The organism is Aeromonas sp. PS2Canimalfood6, assembly GCF_048276795.1.
Classification (GTDB): domain Bacteria; phylum Pseudomonadota; class Gammaproteobacteria; order Enterobacterales; family Aeromonadaceae; genus Aeromonas; species Aeromonas caviae.
Map to the genome: position 1 here is coordinate 70683 of NZ_JBLUXC010000013.1, position 24347 is coordinate 95029.

The 24347-nt window shown below is 56.9% G+C and carries 38 protein-coding genes; 33 read left to right on the forward strand and 5 right to left on the reverse strand.

What is annotated here, in order from left to right; genetic code table 11:
• Positions 1-60: 60 nt before the first annotated feature.
• Positions 61-639 (reverse strand): Fe-S biogenesis protein NfuA, encoded by a 579-nt coding sequence (nfuA, locus tag ACNPAA_RS08030; RefSeq protein WP_010672549.1) that lies wholly within the window; start codon positions 637-639, stop codon positions 61-63.
• Positions 640-787: 148 nt separating this feature from the next.
• Positions 788-1516: a ComF family protein gene (locus tag ACNPAA_RS08035; RefSeq protein WP_103244083.1), complete on the reverse strand. Its 729-nt coding sequence runs from the start codon at positions 1514-1516 to the stop codon at positions 788-790.
• Between the two features lie 38 nt (positions 1517-1554).
• On the opposite strand from ACNPAA_RS08035, the gene bioH reads away from it, so the two are divergent.
• The 3 genes from bioH to ACNPAA_RS08050 all read left to right on the forward strand — a co-directional run bounded on the left by bioH (position 1555) and on the right by ACNPAA_RS08050 (position 3388).
• On the forward strand, positions 1555-2319 hold the full coding sequence (gene bioH, locus ACNPAA_RS08040) for a pimeloyl-ACP methyl ester esterase BioH (protein WP_103244084.1): 765 nt from the start codon (positions 1555-1557) through the stop codon (positions 2317-2319).
• A 72-nt stretch (positions 2320-2391) separates the two neighbouring features.
• Positions 2392-2625: a hypothetical protein gene (locus ACNPAA_RS08045; RefSeq protein WP_010672552.1), complete on the forward strand. Its 234-nt coding sequence runs from the start codon at positions 2392-2394 to the stop codon at positions 2623-2625.
• A gap of 1 nt (position 2626) precedes the next feature.
• Entirely contained in the window at positions 2627-3388 is a 762-nt protein-coding gene (locus tag ACNPAA_RS08050; protein WP_103244085.1) for a putative metalloprotease CJM1_0395 family protein, read from the forward strand.
• A gap of 58 nt (positions 3389-3446) precedes the next feature.
• Here the strand turns inward: ACNPAA_RS08050 and ACNPAA_RS08055 are convergent, their stop codons facing one another.
• Both ACNPAA_RS08055 and greB read right to left on the reverse strand, forming a co-directional pair.
• Positions 3447-5753, reverse strand: a complete 2307-nt coding sequence (locus ACNPAA_RS08055) for a Tex family protein (RefSeq protein WP_103244086.1) — start codon at positions 5751-5753, stop codon at positions 3447-3449.
• A gap of 269 nt (positions 5754-6022) precedes the next feature.
• Positions 6023-6496, reverse strand: coding sequence for a transcription elongation factor GreB (greB, locus tag ACNPAA_RS08060; RefSeq protein ID WP_045522388.1), 474 nt, complete (start codon positions 6494-6496; stop codon positions 6023-6025).
• A gap of 202 nt (positions 6497-6698) precedes the next feature.
• On the opposite strand from greB, the gene ompR reads away from it, so the two are divergent.
• Positions 6699-7418 (forward strand): two-component system response regulator OmpR, encoded by a 720-nt coding sequence (gene ompR, locus ACNPAA_RS08065; RefSeq protein WP_010672556.1) that lies wholly within the window; start codon positions 6699-6701, stop codon positions 7416-7418.
• Positions 7415-8725, forward strand: coding sequence for a two-component system sensor histidine kinase EnvZ (gene envZ, locus ACNPAA_RS08070; RefSeq protein WP_010672557.1), 1311 nt, complete (start codon positions 7415-7417; stop codon positions 8723-8725). Before ompR ends, envZ begins: the two co-directional genes overlap by 4 nt.
• A 36-nt stretch (positions 8726-8761) precedes the next feature.
• Here the strand turns inward: envZ and ACNPAA_RS08075 are convergent, their stop codons facing one another.
• Complete coding sequence (locus tag ACNPAA_RS08075) at positions 8762-9676, reverse strand: DMT family transporter (RefSeq protein WP_103244087.1); 915 nt, start codon at positions 9674-9676, stop codon at positions 8762-8764.
• 354 nt (positions 9677-10030) lie between these two features.
• Here ACNPAA_RS08075 and rpsJ point away from each other — a divergent pair, with 354 nt between their 5' ends.
• From rpsJ to rplQ, 28 genes are all read left to right on the forward strand, one after another.
• Positions 10031-10342 (forward strand): 30S ribosomal protein S10, encoded by a 312-nt coding sequence (gene rpsJ / locus ACNPAA_RS08080; RefSeq protein ID WP_005307944.1) that lies wholly within the window; start codon positions 10031-10033, stop codon positions 10340-10342.
• A 22-nt stretch (positions 10343-10364) separates the two neighbouring features.
• Positions 10365-10997, forward strand: coding sequence for a 50S ribosomal protein L3 (rplC, locus tag ACNPAA_RS08085; RefSeq protein ID WP_010672559.1), 633 nt, complete (start codon positions 10365-10367; stop codon positions 10995-10997).
• A gap of 17 nt (positions 10998-11014) precedes the next feature.
• The gene (gene rplD / locus ACNPAA_RS08090; protein ID WP_005340616.1) at positions 11015-11620 is read left to right on the forward strand and encodes a 50S ribosomal protein L4; all 606 of its coding nucleotides are present in this window, start codon (positions 11015-11017) and stop codon (positions 11618-11620) included.
• Entirely contained in the window at positions 11617-11919 is a 303-nt protein-coding gene (gene rplW, locus ACNPAA_RS08095) for a 50S ribosomal protein L23 (protein WP_005307955.1), read from the forward strand. Before rplD ends, rplW begins: the two co-directional genes overlap by 4 nt.
• A gap of 15 nt (positions 11920-11934) precedes the next feature.
• The gene (rplB, locus tag ACNPAA_RS08100; RefSeq protein ID WP_010672560.1) at positions 11935-12756 is read left to right on the forward strand and encodes a 50S ribosomal protein L2; all 822 of its coding nucleotides are present in this window, start codon (positions 11935-11937) and stop codon (positions 12754-12756) included.
• A gap of 22 nt (positions 12757-12778) precedes the next feature.
• Positions 12779-13057, forward strand: a complete 279-nt coding sequence (gene rpsS, locus ACNPAA_RS08105) for a 30S ribosomal protein S19 (RefSeq protein ID WP_005307960.1) — start codon at positions 12779-12781, stop codon at positions 13055-13057.
• A 10-nt stretch (positions 13058-13067) separates the two neighbouring features.
• The gene (gene rplV / locus ACNPAA_RS08110; RefSeq protein WP_010672561.1) at positions 13068-13412 is read left to right on the forward strand and encodes a 50S ribosomal protein L22; all 345 of its coding nucleotides are present in this window, start codon (positions 13068-13070) and stop codon (positions 13410-13412) included.
• Between the two features lie 3 nt (positions 13413-13415).
• Positions 13416-14129 (forward strand): 30S ribosomal protein S3, encoded by a 714-nt coding sequence (gene rpsC, locus ACNPAA_RS08115; RefSeq protein ID WP_005331168.1) that lies wholly within the window; start codon positions 13416-13418, stop codon positions 14127-14129.
• Between the two features lie 13 nt (positions 14130-14142).
• Complete coding sequence (rplP, locus tag ACNPAA_RS08120) at positions 14143-14556, forward strand: 50S ribosomal protein L16 (protein ID WP_010672562.1); 414 nt, start codon at positions 14143-14145, stop codon at positions 14554-14556.
• Positions 14556-14747 (forward strand): 50S ribosomal protein L29, encoded by a 192-nt coding sequence (rpmC, locus tag ACNPAA_RS08125; RefSeq protein WP_005307965.1) that lies wholly within the window; start codon positions 14556-14558, stop codon positions 14745-14747. The genes rplP and rpmC overlap by 1 nt, the downstream gene beginning before the upstream one ends.
• A complete protein-coding gene (rpsQ, locus tag ACNPAA_RS08130) occupies positions 14747-14995 on the forward strand; it encodes a 30S ribosomal protein S17 (protein WP_005307966.1) in 249 nt (82 codons plus the stop codon). Before rpmC ends, rpsQ begins: the two co-directional genes overlap by 1 nt.
• Positions 14996-15143: 148 nt before the next feature.
• Positions 15144-15512, forward strand: a complete 369-nt coding sequence (rplN, locus tag ACNPAA_RS08135) for a 50S ribosomal protein L14 (protein WP_005307975.1) — start codon at positions 15144-15146, stop codon at positions 15510-15512.
• A gap of 11 nt (positions 15513-15523) precedes the next feature.
• The gene (gene rplX / locus ACNPAA_RS08140) at positions 15524-15841 is read left to right on the forward strand and encodes a 50S ribosomal protein L24 (RefSeq protein WP_201871944.1); all 318 of its coding nucleotides are present in this window, start codon (positions 15524-15526) and stop codon (positions 15839-15841) included.
• A 13-nt stretch (positions 15842-15854) separates the two neighbouring features.
• The gene (rplE, locus tag ACNPAA_RS08145; RefSeq protein ID WP_005331162.1) at positions 15855-16394 is read left to right on the forward strand and encodes a 50S ribosomal protein L5; all 540 of its coding nucleotides are present in this window, start codon (positions 15855-15857) and stop codon (positions 16392-16394) included.
• Between the two features lie 10 nt (positions 16395-16404).
• Entirely contained in the window at positions 16405-16710 is a 306-nt protein-coding gene (rpsN, locus tag ACNPAA_RS08150; RefSeq protein WP_005331161.1) for a 30S ribosomal protein S14, read from the forward strand.
• A gap of 19 nt (positions 16711-16729) precedes the next feature.
• On the forward strand, positions 16730-17122 hold the full coding sequence (rpsH, locus tag ACNPAA_RS08155; protein ID WP_010672564.1) for a 30S ribosomal protein S8: 393 nt from the start codon (positions 16730-16732) through the stop codon (positions 17120-17122).
• A gap of 13 nt (positions 17123-17135) precedes the next feature.
• On the forward strand, positions 17136-17669 hold the full coding sequence (rplF, locus tag ACNPAA_RS08160) for a 50S ribosomal protein L6 (RefSeq protein ID WP_010672565.1): 534 nt from the start codon (positions 17136-17138) through the stop codon (positions 17667-17669).
• A gap of 9 nt (positions 17670-17678) precedes the next feature.
• Positions 17679-18032, forward strand: coding sequence for a 50S ribosomal protein L18 (rplR, locus tag ACNPAA_RS08165; RefSeq protein ID WP_010672566.1), 354 nt, complete (start codon positions 17679-17681; stop codon positions 18030-18032).
• 14 nt (positions 18033-18046) lie between these two features.
• On the forward strand, positions 18047-18547 hold the full coding sequence (gene rpsE, locus ACNPAA_RS08170) for a 30S ribosomal protein S5 (protein WP_005340605.1): 501 nt from the start codon (positions 18047-18049) through the stop codon (positions 18545-18547).
• Positions 18548-18553: 6 nt separating this feature from the next.
• Entirely contained in the window at positions 18554-18733 is a 180-nt protein-coding gene (rpmD, locus tag ACNPAA_RS08175; RefSeq protein ID WP_005307985.1) for a 50S ribosomal protein L30, read from the forward strand.
• A gap of 2 nt (positions 18734-18735) precedes the next feature.
• Positions 18736-19173: a 50S ribosomal protein L15 gene (gene rplO, locus ACNPAA_RS08180; RefSeq protein WP_005307987.1), complete on the forward strand. Its 438-nt coding sequence runs from the start codon at positions 18736-18738 to the stop codon at positions 19171-19173.
• 8 nt (positions 19174-19181) lie between these two features.
• On the forward strand, positions 19182-20510 hold the full coding sequence (secY, locus tag ACNPAA_RS08185; RefSeq protein ID WP_010672567.1) for a preprotein translocase subunit SecY: 1329 nt from the start codon (positions 19182-19184) through the stop codon (positions 20508-20510).
• 27 nt (positions 20511-20537) lie between these two features.
• Positions 20538-20651: a 50S ribosomal protein L36 gene (gene rpmJ / locus ACNPAA_RS08190; RefSeq protein WP_005319705.1), complete on the forward strand. Its 114-nt coding sequence runs from the start codon at positions 20538-20540 to the stop codon at positions 20649-20651.
• A gap of 139 nt (positions 20652-20790) precedes the next feature.
• Positions 20791-21147, forward strand: a complete 357-nt coding sequence (rpsM, locus tag ACNPAA_RS08195; protein ID WP_024944692.1) for a 30S ribosomal protein S13 — start codon at positions 20791-20793, stop codon at positions 21145-21147.
• A gap of 14 nt (positions 21148-21161) precedes the next feature.
• The gene (gene rpsK, locus ACNPAA_RS08200; RefSeq protein WP_005319702.1) at positions 21162-21551 is read left to right on the forward strand and encodes a 30S ribosomal protein S11; all 390 of its coding nucleotides are present in this window, start codon (positions 21162-21164) and stop codon (positions 21549-21551) included.
• A 39-nt stretch (positions 21552-21590) separates the two neighbouring features.
• The gene (gene rpsD / locus ACNPAA_RS08205; protein WP_010672568.1) at positions 21591-22211 is read left to right on the forward strand and encodes a 30S ribosomal protein S4; all 621 of its coding nucleotides are present in this window, start codon (positions 21591-21593) and stop codon (positions 22209-22211) included.
• Between the two features lie 25 nt (positions 22212-22236).
• The gene (locus ACNPAA_RS08210) at positions 22237-23226 is read left to right on the forward strand and encodes a DNA-directed RNA polymerase subunit alpha (RefSeq protein ID WP_005307997.1); all 990 of its coding nucleotides are present in this window, start codon (positions 22237-22239) and stop codon (positions 23224-23226) included.
• A 43-nt stretch (positions 23227-23269) separates the two neighbouring features.
• Entirely contained in the window at positions 23270-23653 is a 384-nt protein-coding gene (gene rplQ, locus ACNPAA_RS08215) for a 50S ribosomal protein L17 (RefSeq protein ID WP_005307999.1), read from the forward strand.
• Positions 23654-24347: the final 694 nt, after the last annotated feature.

Genomic DNA, 24347 nt, shown 5'->3' on the forward strand with positions numbered 1-24347 from the left:
GGCCCCGCCAACTGGCGGGGCCTTTTCTTTGCCGCATGTCTTTGCGACAGCGGCAGCAAATCAGTAGTAGGAGTGATCGCCGCGCTGGTGCTCGGTGGCATCTTTCACGCCGTTGAGTTCGCCCGGGAATTTCTCCAGCAACTGCTTCTCGATCCCCTCTTTCAGGGTGTAGTCGACCATGGAGCAACCGTTGCAACCGCCGCCGAACTGCAGGATGGCCAGTTTGTCGTCGGTCAGCTCGACCAAGGTGACCTTGCCGCCGTGACCGGCCAGCATGGGGTTCACCTCGGACATCAACACGTACTCGATACGGTCGATCAGCGGGGCGTCGTCGGCCACCTTGCGCATCTTGGCGTTGGGGGCTTTCAGGGTGAGCTGGGAGCCCATCTGATCGGTGACGAAATCGATGGTGGCATCCACCAGGAAGGGGGCGCTCAGGGGATCGACCAGGCAGTCGAAGCCGCTGAAGGGCAGGTGCTGATCTTCCGGATCGACCGCGTCGGGTGGGCAATAGGATACGCCGCACTCGGCATTCTGGGTTCCCGGATTGACCACAAACACCCGGATGTTGGTGCCATCAGGCTGCTTCTCCAGCAACTTGCGGAAGTGGGCCTGGGCGGTGTCGGAAATGCTGATCATCACTATCCTCATAAACCTGAGTGTACGACTAGGGTATTCATGATAACTCGCTTGGCGGGGCTTGGGTAGCGTGCCGATGGCGAGCCTGTGAGCCCGGGCGTATCGGAATCATGCCGCCAGCGGACTCCCGGGCCGGATCCCAGCCCGGTTATTTCAGGTGTCGGAGGGTACGGCAGATGGCCCACACCTCTACCGTGGTGACGCCGTGCTCATGAAGCAACCGGGTGAGCTGACCTGCGGTGGCGCCCGTGGTGACCACATCATCAAGCAGTGCCACATGCCGGTAGTGGTGAGGTTCTATTTCGAAGGCGCCACGCAGATTGCGTCGCCGCTGGCCGGCACTGAGCCGGGTCTGTTGCGGGGTCGACCTTGTCCGGCGCAGTACGCGGGTGTCGCAAGGAATGCCGGTGAGTGCGCTCAGGGCATGGCCGATTTCTTCTGCCTGATTGAAGCCGCGCCACCACTGGCGCCACCAGTGCAGGGGAACCGGAATGATGACCTGCGGTGGGTTGGCGAGGTCCAGATGGTCTGCCAGCAGGCGGGCAAGCAGCGGCGCGAGCAGGATCTGACCGGAATACTTCAGCCGGGGGATGAGTTGGGGATAAGGTGCCTGATAATCGCCGATCACCTGCAAACGCTCCCAGGGGGCGGGTCTGCGCTGGCAGCGTCCGCACAGCAGTTCGCTCTCGCGATGTTGCTCCGGCAGCGGTGCTGCACACATCAGGCATCGTCTGTCGTGCTGGCGCTGGGCGTGGCGGCACCAGGAGCACAACAAGGGCGTCTCGTCACAGGGTTGGCGACAGAGCAGGCACAGACCGAGCCAGTCGGACTGGGTGCCAAGGATCGGACTTGCTTTGGCGAGCAGCCGCTTTAACATGCAGGCTCCAAGCAGATAAACAGGGATCTTGAGTCTAGATGAGCGTATCGGTTGAGCGGTTTGGCCAGGGCCCGGACCTGGTGTTGTTGCATGGCTGGGGCATGAACGGGGCCGTCTGGCACGGTATTGCCCAAGAACTGGCTGCCCACTATCGGCTGCATCTGGTGGACCTGCCCGGCTTTGGCAACAGCCCCCTGCAAGCAGGGACAGACTACACCCTGCCCTGGCTGGCAGAGCAGGTGGCGGCCATATTGCCTGAAAAATGCCATCTGCTCGGCTGGTCCCTCGGTGGTCTGGTGGCGAGCCAGTTGGCGCTGACCATGCCTGAGCGCCTTCACTCTCTCATTACCGTAGCCAGCTCTCCCTGCTTTATGGCCCGCGACGAGTGGCCCGGGATTGCCCCCAAGGTGCTGGCGGGGTTCAACCAGATGCTGGCCGGCGACTTCATGCAGACCATAGAGCGCTTCCTCGCGATCCAGGCCATGGGCAGCGAGCACGCCAGAAACGACATTCGCCAGTTGCGTCACTGGCTGGCGGAGCGACCCGCTCCCCGGCTTGCGGCCCTGGAGGCGGGTCTGGGCCTGCTGGCCGAGGTCGATCTGCGGGATGAACTGATCGGCCTGGATCTGCCCTGGCTGCGTCTTTACGGCAGGCTGGATACCCTGGTGCCGAAGGCCGCCATTCCCTTGCTGGATGCGAGTTACCCTGCTAGCCACAGTCTGGTGCTGGAGAAGGCATCCCATGCTCCCTTCATCTCCCATCCAGAGCAGTTCATCACCCTCCTGCGGCAGTTCATTGACTGAGATTTGAGCGGCAGGCTTCAATAACTCGTCAGGTTGATGGATAATTAGCCAACCCTACAGAGGAGTGTGCCAATGCGTATCGAATCAGCCATGACGGCGGGCGTGCAGGGGTTCCAACGGGCCGAGCAGTTGGCGGGCCAGGCTTCCAGCCAGATCGCCCGTCTCAATACGCCAGCGGGTGATCAGGTGCAGTTACCGGATGAACTGGTGAATCTCAAGGTGGCCGAGCTGCATGCCGGGGCATCCGCCAAGGTGATCCAGACGGCCAGCGACATGCTGGGCACCCTGATCGATATCCGGGTGTGACATGAACATCAACGTCAGTCTGCCGACCATCATTCCGAATCAACTGCAGCCGCAGACGGAATCGGCACAGACTGACAACCGCCGCGCAGAACTGGTGCCCCCCAGCCGCCAGAGTGAGGCGTCCAACGCCGAGTCCGGCGTCGGTTCCCAGAAAGAGAGATCCCGGGCCGCCCAGGCCAATCCCGCCGCCCCATCCTCGTCCACGAAAGAGAACGGCCAGACCGGCCCCGTGATGGTGGCGCACCGTTTTGTCGAGGCAACGGGGGAGGAGGGGGAGCGTCGACAACGTCAGGAGGGTGAACAGCAGGAGCAGCAAAAGCAGCAGCGTCAGGTGGCTGCGCTGGTCGAACGGGATCTCGAAGTTCGCAAGCACGAACAGGCTCACCAGGCAGCCGGCGGCGAGCATGCGGGGAGCCCTACCTACCAGTTTTCCCGTGGGCCGGATGGCAAGCGTTATGCCACCGGGGGGGAGGTGGTCATCGACACGGGGACCATTCCCGGGGATCCCGCCGCGACCATCGCCAAGATGCAGCAGGTGCGTGCCGCTGCACTGGCTCCCGATGAACCATCGTCACAAGACATGAGTGTGGCCCGCGCCGCCTCTGGCAAGGAGGCACAGGCCCGCAAGGATCTGATGACCCTCAGGCAGGAAACCACAGGCCCGCTCGGTGCTTATATGGACAATCGAAACCAGGTGATTGCCAGGCACTATCAGCAAGCGGTGAGGCCAGCCTCCCCGCATAGCCTGAGTCAGGACGTTTGATCCCGCTCCGTGCAGGCATGAAAAAGCCCCTTTCGGGGCTTTTTTGCATTCTGGGGGCTTATTTCTTCAGTTTCGACAGGGCAGCCGCGAAGGCGTTGCCCATGGCACCCTCGGTCGGAGCGCTCTGACGGGGCGCCTGTTTCGGTCGGGCGTTGCCGGTGTGACGCGGCTCGGCCGGTTTGCGTGCAGGCTGGCCGGCTTTTTCATCCAGACGCATGGTCAGACTGATGCGTTTGCGCGGTACGTCGACTTCCAGCACCTTGACCCGGACGATGTCACCGGCCTTGACCACCTCGCGGGGATCCTTGACGAAGCGATCGGTGAGGGAAGAAATGTGCACCAGCCCGTCCTGATGGACGCCGATGTCGACGAAGGCGCCGAAGTTGGTGACGTTGGTGACCACACCCTCCAGCACCATCTCGGGCACCAGATCGCTGATTTTCTCCACCCCTTCCTTGAAGGTGGCGGTCTTGAACTCGGGACGCGGGTCGCGGCCAGGCTTGTCCAGCTCGCCGATGATGTCGGTGACGGTAGGCACCCCGAACTGCTCGTCGGTGTAGTCGGTGGGCTTGAGGGTGCGCAGCAGGCTGCTGTTGCCGAGCAGGCTGTCCACGGTCTGCTCCAGCTTGGCGAGGATCCGCTCCACCACCGGGTAGGATTCCGGGTGCACCGCCGAGCCGTCCAGCGGGTTGCTGCCGCCCCGAATGCGCAGGAAGCCGGCGCATTGCTCGAATGCCTTGGGCCCGAGTCGGCCAACTTTCAGCAACTGCTGACGACTCTTGAAGGCGCCGTTCTCGTCGCGGTAGGCGACGATGTTCTGCGCCAGGGTCTGGGAGAGGCCGGAAACCCGGTTGAGCAGGGCGACCGAGGCGGTATTCACATCCACCCCCACCGCGTTCACGCAATCCTCGACCACCGCGTCGAGGCGGCGGGCCAGCTGGCTCTGGCCGACATCGTGCTGGTACTGGCCCACACCGATGCTCTTGGGATCGATCTTGACCAGCTCGGCCAGGGGATCCTGCAACCGGCGGGCGATGGAGACGGCGCCGCGAATGGAGACGTCGAGATCCGGGAATTCCTGAGAGGCGAGCTCGGAGGCGGAGTAGACCGATGCCCCCGCTTCACTCACTACTATCTTCTGTGCCTTGGCGGCCGGGTAGCGCTCGAACAGATCGCTCACCAGGCGGTCGGTTTCCCGGGATGCGGTGCCGTTGCCGATGCTGATGAGCTCGACCTTGTGCTTCTGGCACAGCTCGCTCAGGGTCTTGAGACTCTGGTCAACCTGGCGTTTGGGTTCGAACGGATAGATGGTCGCGTGATCGACCAGCTTGCCGGTGGCATCCACCACCGCCACCTTGACCCCGGTGCGGATGCCGGGATCCAGCCCCATGGTGCAGCGCATGCCGGCCGGTGCCGCCATCAGCAGATCCTTGAGGTTCATGGCGAACACCTTGATCGCCTCCTCCTCCGCTGACTCGCGGATACGGCCGATCAGCTCGGTTTCCATCTGCAGGGAGAGCTTGATCTTCCAGGTCCAGCTCACCACCCCCTGCAGCCACTTGTCGGCCGGGCGGTGTTGCAGGTTGAGTCTGAGGTGATGGGCAATGATCCCTTCGCAGGGGCTGGTACCCTCATCCTCGCCGGTGACCAGCGCCAGGTTGAGGATCCCCTCGTTGCGGCCGCGCAACATGGCCAGCACCCGGTGGGAGGGGGCCTTGTGCAGGGGTTCGTCGTGTTCGAAGTAGTCCTTGAATTTGGCCCCTTCCTGCTCCTTGCCGGCCACCACGCGGGCACGCAGGGTGGCGTTGTGCCACAGGTAGTCCCGCAACTTCTCAAGGAGATCGGCCTGCTCGGCGAAGCGCTCCATCAGGATGTAACGGGCACCGTCGAGGGCGGCCTTGCCGTCGGTGATCCCCTGCTCGGCATTGAGGAAGCGAACCGCCTCTTGCTCGGGATCCTTCATGGGGTCACCCAGCAGCAAATCCGCCAGTGGCTCCAGCCCCGCCTCGATGGCCATCTGCCCCTTGGTGCGCCGCTTGGGCTTGTAGGGGAGGTAGAGGTCTTCCAGCCGGGTCTTGCTGTCGGCATCGTTCAGCTCGCGGGCCAGCTCGGGGGTCAGTTTGCCCTGCTCTTCAATGGAGCGCAGGATCACCTGGCGGCGATCCGCCAGTTCACGCAGGTAGCCGAGGCGGCTCTCCAGGGTACGCAGCTGGCTGTCGTCCAGACCGCCGGTCACCTCTTTGCGGTAACGGGCGATGAAGGGAACGGTCGCGCCTTCGTCCAGCAGGCGAACGGCTGCCTGCACCTGTTCCGGGCGGGCATTCAGCTCACCGGCGATCTGATGTTCTATTACGTGGCTTTGCATCGAGGGTCTCTTGGTCGGGTCCTGTCTAACTGGCCAGCGTGGGGCTATGTCGCCGAACAGGGGGGTCTGTCCTGGCGATACTTTAGATACCTGCCAGGCCACTGCCGCGCGGGCCGGTTGGCGCCGCAAGGCGCCGGGTGTGAGCACTATATGGGGTCGGGCAGCGGGATGCCACCCCGGTAGAAATGACGTTTCTCATACCCGGTGGGCGGACATGCTCGGTCTCTCCTGGCCTTGTCAGCCGATTTGGCAGTCAGGGTCGGCCTGGCTTATTTGGGATAGCTGATCTCATTGACGTACCAGCAGGCGTCACCCACTGGCGTTTGCACCAAGGCTTCATCGCCCACCTCTTTCTTGAGCAGGGCACGGGCCATGGGGGAGTCGATGGAGATGTAATCCTTGCGGCCGAAGATCTCGTCATAGCCGACGATGCGAAAGCGCTTGGTCTCACCCTCGTCGTTTTCTACCTCGACCCAGGCGCCGAAGAAGACCTTGCCCTCCTGGGAGGGGGAGTAGTCGACTATGGTCAGCTCTTCCAGGCACTTGCGCAGGTAGCGAACCCGGCGGTCGATCTCCCGCAGGCGTTTCTTGTTGTACTGGTAATCGGCATTCTCGCTGCGATCACCCAGGCTCGCCGCCCAGGCCACTTTTTTGGTGACATCGGGCCTCTCCTCCCGCCAGAGCATGTCGTGCTCCTGCCGGAGCCTGGTGTAGCCTTCACGGGTAATGAGTTTGGTTTTCATGGAGTTATCACTCCCTCGCCAATTGCATCCGGTTGCTCGGGATCTTAGTCATTGTCGCCGCGCTGTCGAGCAAAAAGCAGAGCTGGCCATCCATCCTTCCCGGCTACGGGGCCGAATGAGGGCAATAACCGGTAACATATTTATGCTTTGTGGTTGCAGGGGGCGGCTCTAGTATGAGGGGAGACAGAAAAGAGAGGTGGCAATGAGTCAGCAATACAAGGTCCTGGTGGTGGACGACGATCTGAAACTGCGTTCCTTGCTGGAGCGCTACCTCACCGAGCAGGGGTTTGTAGTGCGAGGTGTCGCCAACGGGGAGCAGGCCGATCGCCTGCTGACGCGTGAAAACTTCAGCCTGATGGTGCTTGATCTGATGCTGCCGGGGGAAGACGGCCTCTCCATCTGCCGCCGCCTGCGCGAGGCCGGCAACCAGATCCCTGTCTTGATGCTCACCGCCAAGGGGGACGAAGTGGATCGCATCGTCGGTCTGGAGATGGGGGCCGACGATTATCTGCCCAAGCCGTTCAACCCCCGTGAGCTGCTGGCCCGGATCCGCGCCGTGCTGCGCCGCCATACCGTGGAGCTGCCCGGCGCCCCTTCCGCGGCGGAGAAGATGGTAAGTTTCGGGGCCTACCAGCTCAATCTGGCGACCCGTGAACTGAGCCGTGATGGCGAACCGGTTGCCCTGACCAGCGGGGAGTTCGCCGTGCTCAAGGTGCTGGTGAGTCATCCTCGCGAACCGCTCTCCCGTGACAAGCTGATGAACCTGGCCCGTGGTCGCGAGTACACGGCCACCGAGCGCAGCATTGATGTGCAGGTCTCCCGCCTGCGCCGCCTGCTGGAACAGGACCCGGCCCAGCCTCGCTATCTGCAGACCGTCTGGGGTCTGGGGTATGTGTTCGTACCGGACGGTGAGAACGCATGAAGAAAGTGGGCAGCATGTTCTCCCGTATGCTCTGGTTTCTGGCTGCCGTGCTGGTGGTCTATCAAGTCGTCTCCTACGTTACCTTCTACAACTACCTGCTGGCGCCGACCGTCAAGCAGATCAGCCACCTGCTGGCAAACCAGGTCAAACTCATCTTTCCGGTGGACAACAACCAGCTGGCGCTCAGTGAAGATGCCGAGGCGCTGGTCTATGTGACCACTGGCAGCGACATCTATACCCAGAGCGAGGCGGAGCAGCACGGGCTGAATGATTCCAAGCCCTACCCCTATCTGGAGCAGAGCATCAGCCGCGAATTGAAAGGGGATACCAGGGTCAGAGTTGAAATCCAGGATCACTACATCATCTGGATCCAGCCTCCCCAGGCCAGCCAGATGTGGGTGCGCATTCCCCTGACTGAAATTGAAGATGACGACATCGAACCGCTCATCCTCTATATGAGCGTCTTGCTGGTGGTGACCCTGTTTGCAGCGTGGCGTTTTGCCCGTCAGCTGGTGCGACCGCTGGAGGATCTGGAAGCGGGGGCCGTGGCGGTGGCGCGCGGCAACTTTCCCGATGCCCTGGGGGAGCAGGGCTCGCGGGAGGTGCGCCGCCTGACCCGCACCTTCAACCACATGTCGAGCTCCATAAAGGGGCTGATCGAGGAGCGCAACCTGATGATGGCCGGGGTATCCCACGATTTGCGCACCCCTCTTACCCGCATTCGTCTCGCGACCGAGATGATGTCCTCGGGGGATGAGTACCTCAAGGAGAGCATCAATGCGGACATCGATGAGTCGAACGGCATCATCGATCAGTTCATCGACTACATTCGCCCGAACGAGGGGCTCGATGCCCGGCCCGTCGACCTGACCCAGCTCATTCACGATGCGTTGCTGATGCAGACCGATCAGGGACTGGAAGTGGAGCTGCTCCTGCCGGAGGAGGCGGTGCGTGTGGCCTGCCATCCCATCAGCATTCGCCGTATCCTCAACAATCTGTCGGGCAACTCCCTGCGCTATGGTGCGACTCGGTTGCAGGCCGAGCTCAGGGATGATGGCCACTGGGTGCGGCTGCGACTCTCCGACAATGGCCCGGGGATTGCCGAAGAGGACTACTCCCGGGTGCTCAAGCCCTTCACCCAGGGTAATGTGGCGCGCACCGGTGGCGGCAGCGGGCTGGGGCTGGCCATCGTTGCCAAGATAGTCTCCCAGCATCACGGCACCATCAGGTTGGGGCGCTCCGAACTGGGGGGCTTGCAGGTGGAGATCCGGCTACCCAAGAACCAGCCGCTAGAGTGGATGGATTGAAAGCAGGGCGTATCGAGAGATGCGCCCTTTTGTCTGTCAGGGGTGGGGGTCGCTCACCTTGCGGTAGCGCTTGCCATATTTGAGTTGCTGGATAAGCAGGGCGGCGACGATGAGAGCCAACCCGATGGGGGTTGCCGGGTGAATGGTTTCGCCGATCAACAGGTTGAGCAGCACCAGAGAGGCAAACGGCGAGATGAAGATGAGGTTGCTGATGGGGGCCGTGTTGGTGGCGTGGCGCAGGGCCATCAGCCAGAGCACGAAACCGAAGCCCATCTCGAACAGCCCCACATAGATGGCGCCAGCCCATCCCTGCCAGGCGGTCATGGCAAAGTCCGAGAGCAACCAGGTCGCCACGACGATGAAGGGCAGGCTGATGAGGAAGCCGAGCAGCAGGCTGACGACGGGATCCCCCTGATTGCGGGTGTTGAGGATCCAGTAACCGGCCCAGATCAGGGTCGACACCAGCGCCAGCGTGACGCCGAGGGGGCTGTCGAACTGTAGACCGAACACGTCCCCCCTGGTGGCGATCACCAGGGCGCCGAAATAGCCGAGCACGATGGCGACGCCATCGCGGCGGCGCAGCTTTTGACCGAGGAAGGGAACGGCCAGCAGGCTGAGGGTGATGGCCCAGGTGTAGTTGAGAGTCTGTGCCTGCTGGGCGGGCAGCAGATCATATGCCTTGAACAGCAGCAGGTAATAGAGGAAGGGGTTCAGGACCCCGAGAGCGAGGTAGTAGAGGGGGCGACTCTTGATGTAGTCGAGCAGTAGCGGCAGTTTGCCCTGACAGGCCACGATGCACCCCAGGGTCAGGGTCGAGGTGCAGGCCGCGACCAGCAGCAGCTGTACCGGTTCAAAGTAGGCGAGGGAGATCTTGAAGGCGCTGGCCACCGTGGACCAGAGGGCGACGGCACAGAGCCCGTACTGGTAGGCTTTCTTCTGATTCTTGAGCATGGGATGCGTTCCGCAAACTGGGGCGAGGGCGCAGTCTATCAGCCTGTTTGCAACATTGTCGTTACCGTCTCGCCGATGGCGATGATTTGATCGCCTGGAGATCCATCTGCCACACAACATTGCGCACAATCTGTCCGCCTTCACTTGCGTGAGTGGAAAAAATCCGTATAATCCCCTCCGCTTGCCCATGAGGCAGCCAGACGATATGTCTGCTTGCTGAGCTTCCCGTTTACGAGTTGCCAGCCATACAGTCCTCCCGATATGGGAGGAAACGTGAAAAATCACACCTCTGGCGGGAGTAGTCCCGGTCGGGCGGTGTTGATTTATGTTCTTTTATCTATTGGAGCTCTGTCAATGCAGAACCAAAGAATCCGTATCCGCCTGAAGGCTTTTGATCATCGCCTGATCGATCAATCCACTGCGGAAATCGTTGAAACTGCTAAGCGCACTGGCGCGCAGGTTCGCGGTCCTATCCCGCTGCCGACTCGCAAAGAGCGTTTCACCGTTCTGATCTCCCCGCACGTCAACAAAGACGCGCGTGATCAGTACGAGATCCGCACTCACAAGCGTCTGGTAGACATCGTTGAGCCGACTGACAAGACCGTAGACGCTCTGATGCGTCTGGATCTGGCAGCTGGTGTAGACGTCCAGATCAGCCTGGGTTAATTACGGAAAGAGGTTGATAACAATGACAATCGGTCTTGTAGGTCGCAAAGTGGGTATGACTCGCATCTTCACTGAAGATGGCGTTTCTATCCCGGTGACTGTTATCGAAGTTGAAGCTAACCGTGTAACTCAGGTCAAATCTGTAGAAACCGACGGCTACAACGCTATTCAGGTTACCACTGGCGCCAAGAAAGCCAGCCGCGTAACCAAGCCGGAAGCTGGCCACTTCGCCAAAGCTGGTGTAGAAGCCGGTCGCGGTCTGTGGGAATTCCGCCTGAACAACGGTGAAACTTTCACTGTTGGTAGCGAGCTGAAAGTAGATCTTCTCGCTGACGTTAAGCTGGTAGACGTTACCGGCACATCCAAGGGTAAAGGTTTTGCCGGTACTGTTAAGCGCTGGAACTTCCGTACCCAGGATATGACCCACGGTAACTCCCTGTCCCACCGTGTACCTGGCTCCATCGGTCAAAACCAGACCCCGGGCCGTGTATTCAAGGGCAAGAAGATGGCTGGTCACATGGGTGCTGAGCGTGTAACGACTCAGAACCTGGAACTGGTTCGTGTTGACGCTGAACGCAACCTGCTGCTCATCAAAGGCGCAGTACCGGGTGCAACCAACGGCAACGTGATCGTCAAACCTGCCGTCAAAGCGTAACGTCTGAGGAGATAGTAATGGAATTGGTAATGAAAGACGCCAAGAGCGCTCTTGAAGTTTCCGAGACTACCTTCGGGCGCGAATTCAACGAAGCTCTGGTTCACCAGGTTGTCGTTGCATATGCCGCTGGTGCCCGTCAGGGTACTCGTGCGCAGCTGACTCGCTCTGAAGTGTCTGGTGGCGGCAAAAAGCCGTGGCGTCAGAAGGGTACTGGTCGTGCCCGTGCTGGCTCCATCCGTTCGCCCATCTGGCGTTCCGGTGGTGTGACCTTTGCTGCTAAGCCGCAAGATCACAGCCAGAAAGTAAACAAGAAGATGTACCGCGGCGCTATCCGTAGCATCCTGTCCGAGCTGGTACGTCAAGAGCGCCTGATCGTTGTTGAGAAGTTCGGCATCGAAGCGCCGAAGACCAAAGAACTGATCGCCAAGCTGAAAGAAATGGAACTGACTGACGTTCTGATCGTGACTGCTGAAGTCGATGAGAACCTGTTCCTGGCTGCTCGTAACCTGTACAAAGTTGACGTGCGTGACGTTGCCGGTATCGACCCGGTCAGCCTGATCGCTTTCGACAAGGTTCTGATGACTGCTGACGCAGTTAAGCAAATCGAGGAGATGCTGGCATGATCCGTGAAGAGCGTCTGCTGAAAGTTCTGAAGGCTCCGCACATCTCTGAAAAGAGCACCATGGTCGCAGAAAAGCAGAACACTATCGTGTTCAAAGTTGCTGTTGATGCCACCAAGGCGGAAGTCAAAGCTGCAGTTGCGAAACTGTTCGAGGTCGAAGTTGAGACCGTCCGTACCCTGAACATGAAGGGTAAGACCAAGCGCGCAGGTGCACGCGTAGGCCGTCGTTCCGATTGGAAAAAGGCTTATGTGACCCTGAAAGCTGGTCAGGACATCGACTTCATGGGCGCAGCCGAGTAAGAGGAGTTCTGAAAAATGGCAATCGTTAAGTGCAAGCCTACTTCTCCGGGCCGCCGCCACGTCGTCAAGATCGTCAACCAAGAGCTGTACAAGGGCAAGCCCTTCGCCGCTCTGCTGGACAGCAAAAGCAAGTCCGGTGGCCGTAACAACAACGGTCGTATCACCACTCGTCACATCGGTGGTGGTCACAAGCAACACTACCGTCTGATCGACTTCAAGCGCGACAAAGACGGCATTCCGGCCAAAGTTGAGCGTCTGGAATACGATCCTAACCGTACCGCAAACATCGCCCTGGTGCTGTATGCAGACGGTGAGCGTCGTTACATCCTGGCTCCGAAAGGCCTGAAAGCTGGTGATGCAATCGCCTCTGGTGCTGATGCTGCCATCAAGGTGGGTAACACCCTGCCGATGCGCAACATCCCGGTCGGTTCTACCGTTCACGCCGTTGAGATGAAGCCTGGTAAAGGTGCCCAGCTGGCTCGTTCCGCTGGTACTTTCATCCAGATCCTGGCTCGTGAAGGTAACTATGTAACTCTGCGTCTGCGTTCCGGCGAAGTACGTAAAGTTCTGGCCGAGTGCCGCGCTACCATCGGTGAAGTGGGTAACTCCGAGCACATGCTGCGTCAACTGGGTAAAGCCGGTGCTAACCGCTGGCGTGGTATTCGTCCGACCGTTCGCGGTATGGCGATGAACCCGGTTGATCACCCGCACGGTGGTGGTGAGGGTCGTAACAAGGGCATGCAGCCTGTGTCCCCATGGGGCCAGAAGGCTAAGGGCTTCAAGACCCGTAAGAACAAGCGTACCGACAAGTACATCGTACGTCGTCGTAACAAGTAATTGTTAACATAGAGGAATCACCATGCCACGTTCTCTCAAGAAGGGTCCATTTATCGACCTGCACTTGCTGAAGAAGGTAGAGAAAGCGGTGGAAAGCGGGGATAAAAAGCCGGTTAAGACCTGGTCCCGTCGTTCAATGATCATCCCGAACATGATCGGTTTGACCATCGCTGTCCATAATGGTCGTCAGCACGTTCCGGTTTTCGTTACCGAAGAAATGATCGGTCACAAACTGGGTGAATTCGCACCGACTCGTACTTATCGCGGCCATGCTGCTGATAAGAAGGCTAAGAAGCGCTAAGGGATAAATGATGGAAGCTATCGCTAAACACCGTTATGCCCGTACTTCTGCCCAGAAAGCTCGTCTGGTAGCCGATCAAGTACGTGGTCTGTCCGTAGACAAGGCTCTGAACATCCTGACCTTCAGTCCGAAAAAGGCTGCTGTTCTGGTGAAGAAAGTGCTGGAATCTGCCATTGCCAACGCTGAGCACAACGAAGGTGCCGATATCGACACCCTGCGTGTTGCCACCATCATGGTAGACGAAGGTCCCTCCATGAAGCGCATCCGCCCGCGTGCCAAAGGTCGCGCGGATCGTATCCTCAAGCGTACCGCTCACATCACTGTAGTGGTATCCGACGCTAAGGCTGGGAGATAAGCAATGGGTCAGAAAGTACATCCTAATGGCATTCGCCTGGGTATTACCAAGCCTTGGAATTCTACCTGGTTCGCGAACACCAAAGACTTCGCTGACAACCTGTACAGCGATTTCCAAGTACGCCAGTTCCTGACCAAGGAGCTGAAAAACGCTTCCTTGTCCAAGATCACTATCGAGCGTCCGGCCAAGAGCATCCGTGTGACCATTCACACCGCTCGTCCGGGTGTCGTGATCGGCAAGAAAGGCGAAGACGTTGAAAAACTGCGCAAAGCTGTAGCCGCAATCGCTGGCGTGCCTGCTCAGATCAACATTTCCGAAGTCCGCAAGCCGGAGCTGGATGGCAAACTGGTTGCCGACAGCATCACTTCCCAGCTGGAGCGTCGCGTAATGTTCCGTCGTGCTATGAAGCGCGCCGTACAGAACGCCATGCGCCTGGGTGCCAAGGGCATCAAAGTGGAAGTTTCCGGTCGTCTGGGCGGTGCTGAAATCGCGCGTACCGAATGGTACCGTGAAGGTCGTGTGCCCCTGCACACCCTGCGCGCCGACATCGACTACGCAACTTCTGAAGCCCACACCACTTACGGTGTGATCGGCGTTAAAGTTTGGATCTTCAAGGGCGAAGTTCTGGGCGGTCTGGCTGCAGTCAATGCTGCCGCTGCTCAAGAGCAAGCTCCTGCGAAGCCCAAGCGTGACAACAAGCGCCGCGCTGCCAAGTAAGGAGATTCGGTAAATGTTGCAACCTAAGCGTACTAAATTCCGCAAGACCCACAAGGGTCGTAACCGCGGTCTGGCCAATGCCGGTAACGAAGTATCCTTCGGTACCTTTGGCCTGAAGGCGACATCTCGTGGTCAACTGACTGCTCGTCAAATCGAAGCAGCCCGTCGTGCCATGACCCGTCACGTTAAGCGTCAAGGCAAGATCTGGATCCGTGTGTTCCCGGACAAGCCCATCACCGAAAAGCCCCTCGAAGTTCGTATGGGTAAAGGTAAGGGTAACGTGGAATACTGGGTTTGCCCGATCCAGCCTGGCAAGGTTCTGTACGAGATGGATGGTGTACCTGAGGCTCTGGCGCGTGAAGCGTTTGCCCTGGCCGCAGCTAAGCTGTCTGTTCAGACCACTTTCGTAATTAAGACGGTGATGTGATGAAAGCCCAAGATCTGCGTCAAAAGAGCGTCGAAGAACTGAACCAGGAGCTGCTGGGTCTGCTGCGTGAGCAATTCAACATGCGCATGCAAGCTTCCACCGGCCAGCTGGCTCAGACTCACACTCTGAAACAAGTGCGTCGTGACGTCGCACGTATCAAGACTGTACTGACTGAGAAGGCAGGTGCGTAATGACTGACAAGATCCGTACTCTGCAAGGTCGTGTAATTAGCGACAAGATGGACAAGTCCATCACCGTCGCTATCGAGCGCAAGGTAAAGCACCCGATCTACGGTAAGATCATCAAGCGCACTACCAAGCTGCACGTGCATGACGAGAACAACGAGTGCAAGGCTGGCGATCTCGTGGAAATCCGCGAGTGCCGCCCGCTGTCCAAGACCAAGTCCTGGACCCTGGTTGCTGTCGTAGAAAAGGCCTAATTCGGTACTTTTTAGCCCAAACGGCCCCCCATCGGGGCCGTTTGTTTTTTAGGCTACCTTTTCAAAAATAGCTGTGTTATAGTTTCGCGCCTTTTGAAGGCAGCCAGATCCCATCAGGGATAAGAAGTAAACAAAGCGGAGCACTAAGATGATCCAGATGCAAAGTATGCTGGGTGTTGCCGACAACTCCGGCGCTCGCAGTGTAATGTGTATTAAGGTTCTGGGTGGTTCGCACCGCCGTTATGCCGGCATCGGCGACATCATCAAGGTTTCCATCAAGGAAGCCATTCCTCGCGGTAAAGTGAAGAAAGGTGATGTGTATAACGCGGTGGTCGTACGCACCCGTAAAGGCGTTCGTCGTCCGGACGGCTCTGTCATCCGTTTCGACAACAATGCGGCTGTGTTGCTTAACAACAACCAACAGCCAATCGGTACTCGTATTTTTGGCCCGGTGACCCGTGAACTCCGTAACGAGAAGTTCATGAAGATTGTGTCCCTGGCACCCGAAGTACTGTAAGGAGTCGAACGATGGCAGCTAAAATCCGTCGCGAAGACGAAGTAATTGTTCTTACCGGCAAAGACAAGGGCAAGCGTGGCAAAGTCACTCAAGTCCTGATTGCAAAAGGTAAGGTAATCGTGGAAGGCATCAACCAGGTGAAGAAACACCAAAAGCCGGCACCCGCACTGGGTCAGGCTGGCGGCATCGTCACCAAAGAAGCCCCCATCGATGTATCTAACGTCGCGCTGTTCAACTCTGCCACTGGCAAGGCTGACCGCGTTGGTTTCCGGATTGAAGACGGCAAGAAAGTCCGTTTCTTCAAATCCACCGGCGAACTTGTGAAGTAATTGGAGTTTAACGATGGCGAAACTGCATGATTACTACAAATCCGATGTAGTAAATGAACTGTCCAAGCAGTTCGGTTACAAGACTATCATGCAAGTCCCTCGGATCGAGAAAATCACCCTGAACATGGGTGTTGGTGAAGCGATCTCTGACAAGAAATTGCTGGAAAATGCTGCTGCCGATATGGCTGCCATTTCCGGTCAGAAGCCGCTGATCACCAAAGCACGCAAATCTGTTGCGGGCTTCAAGATTCGTGAAGGCTACCCGATAGGTTGTAAAGTAACCCTGCGTGGCGAGCGTATGTGGGAGTTCCTGGAACGGCTGATTTGCATCTCCGTACCGCGTATCCGTGACTTCCGTGGTCTGAACGCCAAGGCGTTCGATGGCCGTGGTAACTACTCCATGGGCGTGCGTGAGCAAATCATCTTCCCGGAAATCGACTATGACAAGGTCGATCGCGTCCGTGGTCTGGATATCACCATCACCACTTCCGCGAATACCGACGAAGAAGGCCGTGCTCTGCTGGCTGCCTTTAACTTCCCATTCCGCAAGTAAGGTTAGGGTTATGGCTAAAACATCCATGAAAGCACGTGAAGCAAAGCGTGCGAAGCTGGCAGCCAAGTTCGCGACCAAGCGTACCGAGCTGAAAGCTATCATCGTTGATATGAACGCTTCTGAAGAAGCGCGTTGGGATGCTGTCTTGCAACTGCAACAGCTGCCCCGTGATTCCAGTCCGTCCCGCCAGCGTAACCGTTGCAACATCACTGGTCGTCCGCACGGTTTCCTGCGGAAGTTTGGCCTCTCTCGCATCAAGGTGCGTGAGCATGCCATGAAGGGCGAAATTCCGGGCCTCAAAAAGGCCTCTTGGTAAGAATCTCGGGAGTTAGACTATGAGCATGCAAGATCCGATCGCGGATATGCTGACCCGCATCCGTAACGGTCAGGCGGCGAGCAAAGTTGCGGTTTCCATGCCTTCTTCCAAGCTGAAAGTGGCTATCGCCAAAGTGCTGAAAGAAGAAGGTTACATCGCTGGCTACAACGTAGCTGGTGACGTGAAACCGGAACTGGAAATCGAACTGAAGTATTTCCAGGGCAAGCCGGTTGTAGAACTGATCCAACGCGTGAGCCGTCCCGGCCTGCGTATTTACAAGCGCACTACTGATCTGCCGAAAGTCATGGGCGGTCTCGGTGTTGCTATCGTGTCCACGTCTAAAGGTGTGATGACCGACCGTGCTGCCCGCAAGGCAAGCATGGGTGGTGAGATCATCTGCTACGTCGCTTAATAGGAGGTCGGAAATGTCTCGCGTTGCTAAGGCACCCGTCACTATTCCTGCTGGCGTAGAGGTGACTCTGAACGGCCAAGAACTGTCCATCAAAGGTGGCAAGGGTTCCCTGGTTCGTTCCATCCACGCCGGTGTAGAAGTGACCAAAGAAGACAATGTACTGAAGTTCGCCCCGCGCGATGGCATCGCTGGTGCTGACGCTCAGGCCGGTACTGCCCGTGCATTGGTCAATAACATGGTAGTCGGTGTTACCCAAGGCTTCGAGCGCAAGCTGCAGCTGGTTGGTGTAGGTTACAAAGCCTCCATCAAGGGCAATGCTGTTGCGCTGGCACTGGGCTTCTCTCACCCGGTAGAGCATGCGCTGCCGGCTGGTGTCACCGCTGAATGTCCGTCCGCCACCGAGATCGTTCTGCGTGGTGTGGACAAGCAGCTGGTTGGCCAAGTCGCCGCCGATATCCGTGCTTACCGCGCTCCGGAGCCCTACAAGGGCAAGGGTGTACGCTATGCCAACGAGCAAGTGCGTACTAAAGAAGCTAAGAAGAAGTAAGGTAACACTATGGACAAGAAAGCAGCTCGTCTCCGTCGTGCTACTCGTGCTCGGAAAAAGATGCAGGAACTGGGAGCTACCCGTCTGGTTGTTCACCGTACCCCGCGTCATATCTATGCGCAGGTTATTGCAGCCAACGGTTCCGAAGTTCTGGCCTCTGCTTCCACAGTAGAGAAAGCCATCAGTGAAGCTCTGAAATACACCGGTAACGCAGATGCTGCTACCGCTGTAGGTAAGGCTATCGCTGAGCGTGCTATTGCCAAAGGCGTTCAGAACGTATCTTTCGATCGTTCCGGTTTCAAGTATCACGGTCGTGTAGCCGCTCTGGCTGCCGCTGCTCGTGACGCTGGTCTTCAGTTCTAAGCTAGGAGTCGAAGATGGCTAAAGTCGAATCTCAAGCCGGCGAACTGCAAGAAAAGCTCATTGCAGTAAACCGTGTTTCGAAAACTGTTAAAGGTGGTCGTATCATGTCCTTCACCGCGTTGACCGTGGTGGGTGATGGTAACGGCCGTGTAGGTTACGGTTACGGTAAGGCACGTGAAGTTCCGGCCGCCATTCAAAAGGCGATGGAACAGGCTAAGCGTAACCTGAACAAGGTTGAGCTGAACAACGGCACCCTGCACCACCCGGTGCGTGGCGTTCACTCTGGTTCCACCGTGTTCATGAAGCCGGCCTCCCAAGGTACTGGTATCATTGCAGGCGGCGCCATGCGTGCCGTACTGGAAGTTGCTGGTATCCACAACGTGCTGGCCAAGACCTACGGTTCCACCAACCCAATCAACGTTGTTCGCGCAACTGTCGACGCTCTGGTTCACGGTCAATCACCGGAACAGATCGCGGCCAAGCGTGGTCTGCGCGTTGAAGAAATTCTGGGGTAATGCGACATGGCTAACACTGTAAAAGTAACTCAAACTCGCAGCTCTATCGGCCGTCTGCCAAAGCACAAGGCGACTCTGCGTGGTCTGGGTCTGCGTCGCATTGGTCACACCGTTGAGCTGGAAGATACTCCCTGCGTACGCGGCATGATCAACCAGGTTTATTACATGGTTAAGGTGGAGGGCTAAGCATGCGTCTGAATACTCTGTCTCCGGCCGCTGGCTCCAAGCGCGTCAAGCACCGTCCGGGCCGTGGTATCGGTTCTGGTCTGGGCAAGACCGGTGGTCGTGGTGTTAAAGGTCAGACCTCTCGTTCCGGTGGCGGCAAGGTCCGCAACGGTTTCGAAGGCGGCCAGATGCCTTTGAAAATCCGTCTGCCGAAGTTCGGTTTCTTCTCTCGCAAATCTTTGGTTTCTGCCGAAGTGCGCCTGAACGAAATCGCCCTGGTAGAAGGTGATGTGGTCGACGTGAGCACTCTGAAGCAAGCCGGTGTTATTACCAAAAACATCGTGTTCGCTAAAGTTGTTCTGTCTGGCAACATTGACCGTGCTGTGACCGTTCGTGGTCTGTCCGTCACCAAGGGTGCACGTGCAGCCATCGAGGCCGCTGGCGGTAAAATCGAGGAATAATCAGTACAATGGCTAAGAAACCAGGATTGGATGTTAAAGCACAAGGTGGTCTGAGCGAACTGAAGAGCCGTCTGCTCTTCGTTCTCGGGGCAATTATCGTGTTCCGTGCAGGCTCTTATGTGCCGATCCCTGGTATTGACGCCGCCGTACTGGCCGAGTTGTTCCAACAACAGAAGGGCACCATCATTGAGATGTTCAACATGTTCAGTGGTGGTGCACTCTCGCGTGCTTCTATTCTTGCACTGGGGATCATGCCGTACATTTCGGCGTCGATTATTATCCAGCTGCTGACTGTGGTTCACCCTGCTCTTGCTGAACTCAAGAAAGAAGGTGAATCCGGCCGTCGCAAGATTAGCCAATATACCCGTTGGGGCACGCTGGTTTTGGGAACGTTCCAGGCCATTGGTATTGCAACAGGTCTGCCGAATATGATGCAAGGACTCGTGACTCATCCGGGTTTGGGCTTCTATTTCACAGCCGTTGTGAGTCTGGTCACCGGTACCATGTTCTTGATGTGGTTGGGTGAACAGATTACCGAGCGTGGGATTGGTAATGGTATCTCGTTGATTATCTTCACAGGTATCGTCGCCGGTCTGCCTCATGCCATTGGCGCTACGGCCGAACAGGCACGTCAAGGGGAATTGCACATCCTGCTGTTGTTGTTGCTGGGCTTGATTGTTTTCGCTGTGACTTACTTTGTGGTGTTCGTGGAGCGTGGTCAGCGTCGTATCGTCGTTAACTATGCCAAGCGTCAACAAGGCCGCCAGGTATTCGCTGCGCAAAGCACACACCTGCCGTTGAAAGTGAATATGGCCGGTGTGATTCCTGCGATTTTCGCATCCAGCATCATCCTCTTCCCGGGTACCATTACCTCCTGGTTTGGTCAGGGCGAGGGCAAGATCGCTGACATTCTGCAACAGGTCTCTATGGTCCTGCAGCCGGGTCAGCCCTTGTACGAGATGCTCTATGCAGCAGCCATTATCTTCTTCTGCTTCTTCTATACCGCGCTGGTGTTCAACCCCCGCGAGACAGCAGATAACCTGAAGAAGAGTGGAGCCTTTATCCCGGGGATCCGCCCGGGCGAGCAGACAGCACGTTACATCGATAAGGTTATGACTCGCCTGACATTGGCAGGTGCGCTCTATATTACCTTTATCTGTCTGGTACCCCAGTTCCTGATGACTGCCTGGAACGTACAGTTCTACTTCGGTGGCACCTCGCTGCTGATTATCGTGGTAGTTATCATGGACTTCATGGCTCAGGTTCAGACCCATATGATGTCTCATCAATATGGCGACGTCCTGAGGAAGGCCAACCTGAAGGGCTACGGCCGCTAAAGGTCGGCGTAGTTACGGAGTTAAGCAATGAAAGTTCGTGCTTCCGTTAAGGCAATCTGCCGTAACTGCAAAATCATCAAGCGTCACGGTGTGGTGCGTGTGATTTGCAGCGAGCCAAAGCATAAACAGCGCCAAGGCTAATTTTTTACGGTTAGTACTTGCAACAAATAGTTGTGCTGGCTAATATAGCCAGCCAACTTTTGTTGTGTATTGGTTGACCGCCACGTATCCGCTCACGGGCTTTGTGGTGGTCGTTATCTACTATATGTAGGAGTGAATAGTGGCCCGTATCGCTGGCATTAACATTCCTGACCATAAACATGCAGTCATTGCACTGACTGCTATTTATGGCGTCGGTCGTACCCGCTCCAAGGCCATCTGTGCCGCAGCCGGTATCGCTGAGAATGTGAAAATTAAAGACCTGGACGAAGCTCAGATCGAGAATCTGCGTGAACAAGTAGGTAAATTCACCGTCGAAGGTGACCTGCGTCGTCAGATTTCCATGAACATCAAGCGATTGATGGATCTGGGTTGCTACCGTGGTTTGCGTCACCGTCGTAGCCTGCCTGTTCGTGGTCAACGTACCAAGACCAACGCTCGTACCCGTAAGGGTCCGCGCAAGGCTATCAAGAAGTAACGGGAAGGTAGAAAATGGCTAAAACTCCGACTCGTGCTCGCAAGCGCGTTAAAAAGCAAGTGAGCGACGGTATTGCGCACGTTCATGCATCTTTCAACAACACAATCGTGACCATTACTGACCGTCAGGGCAATGCTCTGTCTTGGGCTACCTCTGGTGGTTCCGGTTTCCGTGGTTCCCGTAAGTCCACTCCGTTTGCTGCCCAGGTAGCTGCTGAGCGTGCTGGTGAGATCGCCAAAGAATACGGCGTGAAGAACCTGGAAGTCATGGTCAAAGGTCCGGGTCCCGGTCGTGAGTCTTCCATCCGCGCTCTGAACGCGGCTGGTTTCCGCATCACTAACATTACTGATGTGACTCCGATCCCGCACAACGGTTGTCGTCCTCCCAAGAAGCGCCGCGTGTAACGCTGTAGCTACTTGGTCTAGGATTGTTGGAGAAAGAAGATGGCAAGATATATCGGTCCTAAGCTTAAGCTTAGCCGTCGTGAGGGCACCGACCTCTTCCTGAAGTCTGGTGTTCGTGCGATTGATTCTAAGTGCAAGATTGACACCGTTCCTGGTCAACACGGTGCGCGTAAAGCGCGTCTGTCCGACTACGGTGTGCAACTGCGCGAGAAACAAAAAGTACGTCGTATCTACGGCGTATTGGAAAAACAGTTCCGCAACTACTACCGCGACGCTGCCCGTCAAAAGGGTAACACCGGTGAAAACCTGTTGCAGCTGCTGGAAGGTCGTCTGGACAACGTCGTCTACCGCATGGGCTTCGGCGCCACTCGTGCTGAATCTCGTCAGCTGGTGAGCCACAAAGCCATCATGGTAAACGGCCGCGTTGTGAATGTTCCTTCTTTCCAGGTATCCCCTGAGGACGTGATCTGCGTTCGCGAGAAGGCTAAGAAGCAAGCGCGTATCAAAGCTTCCCTGGAAGTTGCTGGTCAGCGCGAGAAGCCGACTTGGGTAGAGGTTGACGCTGCTAAGATGGAAGGTGCCTTCAAGCGCCTGCCGGAGCGTTCCGACCTGTCTGCCGACATTAACGAACAGCTGATCGTCGAGCTTTACTCCAAGTAAAGCTAGCTTCTAAAGAGAGGACACAATGCTGGGTTCTGTAACAGATTTTCTTAAACCGCGGCTAGTTGACATCGAGCAAGTTAGCCCGACTCACGCGAAAGTGACTCTCGAGCCGCTTGAGCGTGGCTTTGGCCACACGCTGGGCAATGCCCTGCGTCGTATTTTGCTGTCATCTATGCCCGGTTGTGCGGTTACTGAAGTCGAGATCGACGGAGTACTGCACGAGTACAGCAGCAAAGAAGGTGTACAGGAAGACATTCTTGAAATCCTGCTCAACCTGAAAGGTATCGCTGTGAAGCTGGAAGGCAAGGACGAGGTAACTCTGTCCCTGACCAAGTCTGGAACAGGCCCCGTTACCGCTGGTGATATCACTCACGGTGATGAAGTCGAGATCGTAAACCCGGAGCACGTAATCTGCCACCTGACTGGTGCAAATGCTGAGATCAGCATGCGCCTGAAAGTTCAGCGCGGTCGTGGTTATGTGCCTGCTTCTGCTCGTGTTCACAACGATGATGAAGAGCGTCCCATCGGTCGCCTGCTGCTGGACTCCGCGTTCAGCCCCATCGTTCGCATCGCCTACAATGTCGAGGCGGCACGTGTGGAACAGCGCACCGACTTGGACAAGCTGGTTATCGACATGGAGACCAATGGTACTCTGGATCCGGAAGAAGCCATCCGTCGTTCCGCCACTATTCTGGCAGAGCAACTGGAAGCCTTCGTGGATCTGCGCGATGTCAGCGTGCCCGAGAAGAAAGAAGAGAAACCCGAGTTTGATCCGATTCTGCTGCGTCCTGTCGATGATTTGGAGCTGACAGTTCGTTCAGCGAACTGTCTGAAGGCAGAAGCTATCCACTATATTGGTGATCTGGTACAGCGTACCGAAGTTGAGTTGCTTAAGACTCCTAACCTCGGTAAGAAGTCCCTGACTGAGATCAAGGACGTGTTGGCCTCCCGTGGTCTGTCTCTTGGCATGCGCCTTGAGAACTGGCCGCCCGCCAGCATCGCTGACGAGTAATCCAGATTACGGGTTTCACAGATTTAGTTAGAAGGATAAGGTCATGCGCCATCGTTTGAGTGGTCGTCAACTGAACCGGAACAGCAGCCATCGTCAGGCTATGTTCCGCAACATGGCCAGCTCCCTGGTTCGTCATGAGATCATCAAGACGACTCTGCCTAAGGCAAAAGAGCTGCGTCGTGTAGTTGAACCGCTGATCACCCTTGCCAAGACTGATAGCGTTGCTAATCGTCGCCTGGCATTTGCCCGTACTCGCGATAACGCGATCGTGGCTAAGCTGTTCAATGAACTGGGCCCGCGCTACCTGGAGCGCGCCGGCGGTTATACTCGCATTCTGAAATGCGGTTTCCGTGCTGGCGACAACGCTCCTATGGCTTACATTGAGCTGGTAGACCGCCCGGCCGCTGCTGAAGCAGCTGCTGAGTGATAAAAGAAAAAGCCGGGCTTGTCCCGGCTTTTCTTTTAGTTGATTCTGATACTGCCTCTACTGCCTCTACTGCCTCTACTGCCTCTACTGCCTCTACTGCCTCTACTGCCTCTACTGCCTCTACTGCCTCTACTGCCTCTACTGCCTCGTTTTGTAAGTGAGAGATGATTTTTCAATAGTCTCTATATTTAAGTCGTTTATCTCTGCCTAAACGACAGGGGTTCTGTTGCATAGCCCAGAGTAGGGCAATGTCATCCTTCATTTGTCGTATAAGTAGGCCATGAGTCATGGAGTGTGGCGGCTATAGTGCCGTTGAGGACTTGTTTCTGTGGATAAGGTTGTATAAAAGCTGTGCCTGGATATGAATAACTAAAAAAGTGCCGATTTTTGCAATTTTATTGCAGGGGAGGGGTTGCCAGAACGAATTCGCTCCCTATAATGCGCCTCCATCGACAGGGCAAGCGGCAACGCAAACAAGCCGGTCGATAGCCTCGAAAAGCCTGTAAAAATAAGGCTTGACTCGAGAAGGCGGTTGAGTAGAATGCCACTCCCGCAGCAGCCAAAAGCTGTGTTGCTCTTTAACAATTTGAATCAAGCAATCTGTGTGGGCACTCACAGCATCGAGCATCAAAAACAATTTTTGATTTTCAATGTCTGATGAAGTGACCAAAGCAACTTTTAGTTGCAGCAGTTA